The organism is Brevibacterium sp. FME17, from assembly GCF_014897515.1.
In the GTDB taxonomy this organism is placed as follows: Bacteria; Actinomycetota; Actinomycetes; order Actinomycetales; family Brevibacteriaceae; genus Brevibacterium.
In genome coordinates this window covers 63,539-70,051 of record NZ_JABUYD010000021.1, presented here as the reverse complement: position 1 = coordinate 70,051, position 6,513 = coordinate 63,539, and the positions used below count along the sequence as shown (strand labels likewise).

Here is a 6,513-nt window from a genome sequence, read left to right as displayed (position 1 = left end):
AGCCGCTTAACCGTCGCTTCACTCACCTTGGTACCGCTTGACTTGAAAACTTCCGAATCGGGAAGTCTCGGTAAAGAGCATCTTTTGGGGTGTGCCTCGGGATAAGTTACTGACACCAGCGGTGCGGGCAACAACGAGGTAGCCCGGTCGCTGTGAGCAACTCCGACAAGGAAGTGAGAAGCCCCGTTATGGTGATGGCAAGTGGATCGGCCGATTATCTCGGTCTCGCGAATGCCCCCGTTCTCTGGATTCTGGCAATGGCAGTCATGGGCGTCGTCGTGGTCCAGTCATTGATCTATATGAATGCGGTGAAGAAGAACGCCGAGTCGGCGGGAATGAGCCAACACGAGGTCAGGTCCGCCTTCAGGGCGGGCGGAGTCGCAGCGATCGGGCCGTCTCTCTCCGTGGTTCTTGTTGCCATCGCCCTGTTGCCCCTGTTCGGCACTCCCCCGGTTGTGGTACGTGTCGGGCTCATCGGCTCCGCAGCCACAGAGGTCGCTTCGGCCTCGATCGCGGCAGGCACCATGGGCTCGAGTCTCGGCGATGAGACATTCACCCGCGGCGTCTTCATCGTTGCGCTCATGGCCATGAGCATCTCAGGCGCCGGCTGGATGATCTCCACCCTGATTCTGACTCCCGTGTTCAAACGCAGCTCTCACAAGCTGGAGAAGGTCAACCCTGCGCTGATGTCCATCGTTCCCGGTGCAGCCCTGCTCGCAGCATTCGCGGCGCTGACGTTCCGGGAGCTTCCGAAGTCACCGACACATGTCATCGCGATCCTCGTGTCTGCAGTGGTGATGACGATCTGTCTCTTCCTCGCCAAGACCCTGAAACAGCCGTGGCTCAAGGAATGGGGACTCGGAATCTCCTTGCTTGTGGGACTCATCGCGTCCTACTTCGCCCACTACGCCGGCCTCGGCGCCCCCGAAGCCTGAGGAGAACATCATGTCCAACATCATCACGTCACCTTCACACGCAGCCTTTGAGCGGACGACGACCAAATGGGGTTCTCTCACGCTCTTCATCGGGTTTCTCATCGCCACCTCGGTGCCCTTCTATCTCCTGTTCGTTGCCGATGCGAACGTCAATTTCGGGGAGATCTTCAAGGGCTTCCTTGCCGTCTTCGCCGTCTACGGTGTCTTCTACGTCGTCGAGCCGCTGACCTACTTCCCGATCCTGGGACCAGCAGGCATGTACCAGGCATTCCTGATTGGCAACATCTCGAACAAGCTGCTGCCCTCGGCGATCGTCGCCCAGGACACGCTCGGAGTGAAGCCGGGCACACGCAAGGGCGAATACGCGGCCACCATGGCTATCTGCGGTGCGGCACTGATCCACGTGGCCTCCATGGTGCTCTTCGTCGGCATCCTCGGTACCTGGTTGGTCTCGATCATCCCCGAGCTGGTGACACTCGTGGCCAAGCTCTATATCCTGCCCGCCATCCTCGGTGGAGTCACGGTCCAGCTCATCGCCTCACTCCGCCAGGTAAAATCCACACTCATCGCCTTGGGCGCGGCCGCTCTTGTCATCCTCGTCCTCATTCCGCTCGTCCCGATCCTGGCCTCCGGGGACGTCGCCATCGTCGTCATCTTGACGATTGCGATCACCTGGTTCACACGCAACAAGGCCATGACCGACAAGAAGGGGCCGGCAGACGGCGACAACGTCGGAATCAACTGACGATCGCCTGGCACATCAGTACCCAATACCTGAGATCATCGAAGACACCCACCGTGAAAGGACATCATGTCGCTCAACACCACCCTCCGGAACACGATTTCTGCGAATCTCGCGCAGACGGTTGCCGACTACAAGGACTTCCATCGCACACCTGAGCTGTCGATGCAGGAGACCCAGACGGCTGCAACAATTGCGTCGAAGCTCAAAGCGCTCGGCTTGGAGACGTACACCTTCGGCGGCACAGGCATCGTCAGCGTCATCGAGAACGGCCAGGGCCCGGTTGTCGCCTACCGTGCCGACACAGACGGCCTGCCGATCACTGAGGACACCGGCTACGACTACGCATCGACCGTGGAGGGGACTCTGCCCGACGGGTCGACCACCAAGGTGATGCACGGCTGCGGCCACGACACACACATCACCGTAGGACTGTATCTGGCCCGCTACCTCGTCGAACACAAGGATCTGTGGTCGGGAAGCGTGGTGATGATCTTCCAACCCGGTGAAGAGACCGGGGAGGGCGCGCGGGCGATGCTCGACGATGGTCTCTGGGATTCGATCGTCAAGCCAGAGGTCATCTACGGTCAGCATGTGTGGCCCGGCAAGGCGGGACACATCTACGTGGCTAAGGGAACTGCCATGGCGATGTCCGATTGCATCAAAGTCACTGTCAAGGGCAAGCAGGCCCACGGTTCGCAACCCGAGAGCGCGGTCGATCCGATCGTCCTCGGTGCCTATATGATCACCAGGCTCCAGTCCATCGTGTCGCGTGAGATCTCGGGTCGCGATATGGCTGTGGTCACAGTGGGCACCTTCCACGGTGGGCTGAAGGAGAACATCATTCCCGACTCCGCGGAATTCAAACTCAACATCCGTACCTTCAACGAGGAGGTCCGCGCGGTCGTACTCGACCGTGTCGAACGGATCATCCGCGCCGAGGCTCAGGCCTCCGGAGCACCCGAACCGCTCGTCGAAGACATGTATCGCTTCCCGCGCTGCTACAACGATCCTGCTACCACGGACCTGTTCCTCGAAGCCCTCGGATCTGAGCTCGGCGAGGAGCAGGTGCACCTGGATCAAGCCGTCACAGGCAGCGAGGACTTCGGCGCCTTCGGCGACGACATCGATGTTCCCTATGTGTACTGGTTCTTCGGAGGCTACTCCCCCGCCAAATTCGACGGTGATGAACCCCCAGCAGGCAATCATTCACCGTTCTTCGCCCCCGACGATGTCGAGACCACACTGGAGACCGGTATTCGCGCGGCGCTGAGCGCCGTCCTCAGCACGGTCGGGAAGTGAGGTGACGATGAGCGAGGAACTGCGCTGGCTGTCCACACGCGAACTGGCGAAGAAGATCGCGACGAAGGAGATCTCCGCCCGGGAAGCACTCAGTGATCATTTGGCACGCATCGATGCGATCAACCCGGCGATCAACGCGGTCGTGACCCGAGACGATGAGGCCGCTGCGGCACGGGCAGATGCCGCTGACCGAGCAGTGGCCAAGGGCGAGCCGATCGGTCCTCTGCATGGGGTGCCGATGACTCACAAGGACACACACGACACCGCAGGTCTGCGCACGACTTGGGGTTCGACGATCATGGCCGATCGTATTCCGGAGTCGGATTCACTGATCATCTCCCGCCTCAAGGCTGCCGGAGTCAACACCACGGGCAAGACGAACGTGCCGGAATTCGCGGCGGGCTCACACACCTTCAACCCGGTCTTCGGCACCACTCTCAACCCCTATGACACATCCAAATCGGCTTCGGGGTCTTCCGGAGGAGTCGGTGCTGTCCAGGCATCGGGTATCCAAGCCTCCGGAGACGGTTCGGACATGGGAGGCTCGCTGCGCTCCCCCGCGTCGTTCAACAATGTGGTGGGTTTTCGCCCCTCGAACGGACGAATTCCGCATACGTTGCCGGGCAATCCGTTCGCATGGTTGGCGCAGAGTGGATTCATGGCCCGCACGGTCTCCGATGTGGCGCTGACGATGAGCGCGACGGCTGGACCGCAGCCGGGTGGCCCGCGTTCGATCGGCGAACCCGGCAGCGTCTTCGATCTCCCCGAGTTCGGTCTGGGTACCGACATCGAACCTGATCTGAACGGCGTGAAGATCGGGTTCAGCCCAGATCTCAACGGGTTGCTCCCGCTTGAAACCGAAGTCCACGAGATCGTGGCAGACACGGCGAACGTGTTCTCCTCACTGGGCGCCGATGTCCTCGACACGATCCCCAACCTCGGCGATGCCGATGAGGTCTTCAATGTCCGTCGTGCCCTTGACTTCGTCCATTCCTGGGGTCCATTGCTCGAAGAGCACTCAGACCAGATCAAGGACTCTGTGGTCTGGAACATCCAGATGGGACTGAACCTGACCGGCACCGAGGTGGTGTCTGCTGATCGTGCGCGCGCCCGTCTCCACGGCGAGGTCGAACGCTTCTTCGGGGGGCACGATCTGCTGGTACTCACCACCTGCCAGGTTCTCCCCTTCGACGCGGGCATCGAATACCCCACGGAGATCAACGGGGTGGGACTCGAGAACTATCTCGACTGGATGCGAGCTCTGTGTCTGATCTCGGCTACTGGGTGTCCTGCCATCTCCGTGCCGGCCGGCTTCTCGCAGTCAGGCCTGCCGGTCGGTGTCCAGCTCGTCGCGAAGCCGGGTGCCGACGTGGATCTCCTGCGCATGGCACATGCCTTCGAAGCAGTGACGCAGTTCCATCGCCGCCGTCCTCAGTTGTCTGCGTCGATGCCCTGAGCCCGTGCGATCTGGGAGATCTCGGTGGCCAGATCGATGTCCTTGTCGGTGATCGACCCGGCGTCATGGGTGGTCAACGAGATGTCAACGTGCGGGAATCGCAGGTCCACATCCGGGTGGTGCCCTGCGGCTTCCGCGGCGTCGGCAATAGCGTTGATGAAGGTCACTCCACTGACGAAGGATCCAGTCAGGAACCGTGCGTGGAGAGCATCGTCAGCTGATTGCCATTGTGTGAGTTCGTCGATTCGATCCTGCATGGATCCAGCTTGGCACCGCTGACCGCGCGGTGTCCATGGTCATGGGATCGGCAAACTCGCCGAATCGGCTGGGTCAGGTAAACCTAGGTCAGGTATGCCATGCCTCAGCATTGTTTGCCGAGCCTTCCCACACTGGAACCATTCTAGAAAAGGTGTCAGGCTATGGAACATAAAGACGGAACCAATCCGTCTCGTATCGCGAAGGAGAAACATATGCAGTTGAGCCCCGCAATGCAGAAGGTACTCGGCGAGCAGGTCACCCTCGAACTCGAGGCGTCGATGGTCTACCTGCAGCTGTCCATCCAGCTTGATGATCACGACCTCCCCGGAATGACACGCTGGATGCGTGCGCAGGCCGAAGAGGAACAGGTCCACGCCGCGAAGTTCATCCAGCACTGCCAGGATCGCGACTTCGCTCCGCAGATCGGTGACATCGCTGCGCCGAAGGTCTCGGGCTCGCAGCCCATTGACTACTTCAAGGCAGCCTTGGCCCATGAGGAGAAGGTCTCCGAATCGATCCGCAACCTCTACCGCACCGCGCAGACCGAGGGCGACCTCGACGTTCTGCCGCTGCTGCACTGGTTCATCGACGAGCAGGTCGAAGAGGAATCAACCATCTCCGAGATCATCGGCCGCCTGGATCACGTCGGCGACAGCGGATCCGGACTGCTCCGGATCGACTCCGAACTCGGATCACGTCACCCAGAAATCAAGGCTGACAACGAGTGACCAAATGATCATGAGCAGCGACGAATGACCTAAAAGTCACCGTCGCAGATACAGCGAGCGGCCGGACCCCACACGGGGTTCGGCCGCTCGCTGTTGTTCGTCCTCCCCAAGGCTCTGGAAAGTTCTGGCCAACCGAGGACATCTGCTCAGCCTCCGAGCACAGCCTGAGAGATGAGCAGCACGAAGGGAAGAGTCAGCAGCATCACGGCCGTCTGGACCGCGATGAGCGCGGCCATCAGCTCCGAGTTTCCACCGAGCTGGCGGGCCATCACATAGCCGGAGCTTGCCGTGGCGATCGACTGGAAGATCATCGCGATCAAGGCAGGCGTGGAGGGAACGTCGAGCAGAACCAGGACGAGCAAGGTCACCGCAGGCAGGACGATGAGCTTGGCGACGGTGGAATTGATCATTGCAGCCAGATGAGTCCGCAGCGGGAACCGTCGCAGGCCCGCGCCGACGCACAGCAGGCCGATCGGCAGGGCCGCGGCCGCCAGCGGCGACAGGATCGAATCGACGACGTCGGGCACCTGCGCCCCGGTGAGATTGAACAGTCCTCCAGCAGCACAGCCGATGACCAGGGGATTCGTCACGACGACGCGCACGATCCCTACAGCTGAGCTGGACCCGGTACGCAGAAATTCGAAACCGAGGCTGGACACGATGTTCACCGTGGGCACCAGGATCGCCGCCACGATGGCCGCCAGGGCGCTACCTTCGGCCCCGAACAGGCTGGCTGATATCGACAGGCCGATATACGTGTTGAAGCGGATCCCACCCTGCAGCACAGACGTGAAGGACGGCAGATCACGTGCCACGCGGCGCCGCAGCACAATGATCAGGACGGAGACGACCGCTGTCGGCGCGATAAGGCCGATCGCCAGGCGCCCAAGCGGAACATGTGCGACGCTCAGCTCTGCGACCGAGGAGAACAGCAGCACCGGCAATAGGACGAAATAGGCGAGTTTCTCTGCCCCTGACCAGAATTCGGCGTTGGTGAAACCTGGGAGTCGTTTGAGTGCGCTGCCCCCGAGGATCAGAGCAGCGACAGGAATAAGGGCGAGAAGAACCGGAACCAGACTCACGAGACTGAGA

The 6,513-nt window shown here is 61.0% G+C and carries 7 protein-coding genes; 5 read left to right on the top strand and 2 right to left on the bottom strand.

The features are described from left to right. The first annotated feature begins 188 nt into the window (after nucleotides 1-188). The 4 genes from INT40_RS16425 (at nucleotide 189) to INT40_RS16410 (ending at nucleotide 4,435) form a co-directional block, all read left to right on the top strand. Entirely contained in the window at nucleotides 189-935 is a 747-nt protein-coding gene (locus INT40_RS16425; RefSeq protein WP_193096524.1) for a DUF5058 family protein, read from the top strand. 10 nt (nucleotides 936-945) lie between these two features. Continuing rightward, complete coding sequence (locus tag INT40_RS16420; protein ID WP_193096523.1) at nucleotides 946-1,680, top strand: hypothetical protein; 735 nt, start codon at nucleotides 946-948, stop codon at nucleotides 1,678-1,680. 66 nt (nucleotides 1,681-1,746) lie between these two features. Beyond that, nucleotides 1,747-2,979, top strand: coding sequence for an amidohydrolase (locus INT40_RS16415; protein ID WP_193096522.1), 1,233 nt, complete (start codon nucleotides 1,747-1,749; stop codon nucleotides 2,977-2,979). A gap of 7 nt (nucleotides 2,980-2,986) precedes the next feature. Continuing rightward, nucleotides 2,987-4,435 carry an amidase gene (locus INT40_RS16410; protein ID WP_193096521.1) on the top strand — a complete coding sequence of 483 codons (1,449 nt, stop codon included), beginning with the start codon at nucleotides 2,987-2,989 and terminating at the stop codon, nucleotides 4,433-4,435. On the opposite strand, the gene INT40_RS16405 is transcribed toward INT40_RS16410, so the two are convergent. Next, nucleotides 4,411-4,692, bottom strand: coding sequence for a 4a-hydroxytetrahydrobiopterin dehydratase (locus INT40_RS16405; RefSeq protein ID WP_193070552.1), 282 nt, complete (start codon nucleotides 4,690-4,692; stop codon nucleotides 4,411-4,413). The genes INT40_RS16410 and INT40_RS16405 overlap by 25 nt on opposite strands. A gap of 213 nt (nucleotides 4,693-4,905) precedes the next feature. Between INT40_RS16405 and INT40_RS16400 the strand changes: the two genes are divergently transcribed. After that, nucleotides 4,906-5,421: a ferritin gene (locus INT40_RS16400; protein ID WP_193070603.1), complete on the top strand. Its 516-nt coding sequence runs from the start codon at nucleotides 4,906-4,908 to the stop codon at nucleotides 5,419-5,421. A 146-nt stretch (nucleotides 5,422-5,567) separates the two neighbouring features. Here INT40_RS16400 and INT40_RS16395 read toward each other — a convergent pair whose 3' ends face one another. After that, complete coding sequence (locus INT40_RS16395) at nucleotides 5,568-6,503, bottom strand: AEC family transporter (RefSeq protein ID WP_193070553.1); 936 nt, start codon at nucleotides 6,501-6,503, stop codon at nucleotides 5,568-5,570. Nucleotides 6,504-6,513: the final 10 nt, after the last annotated feature.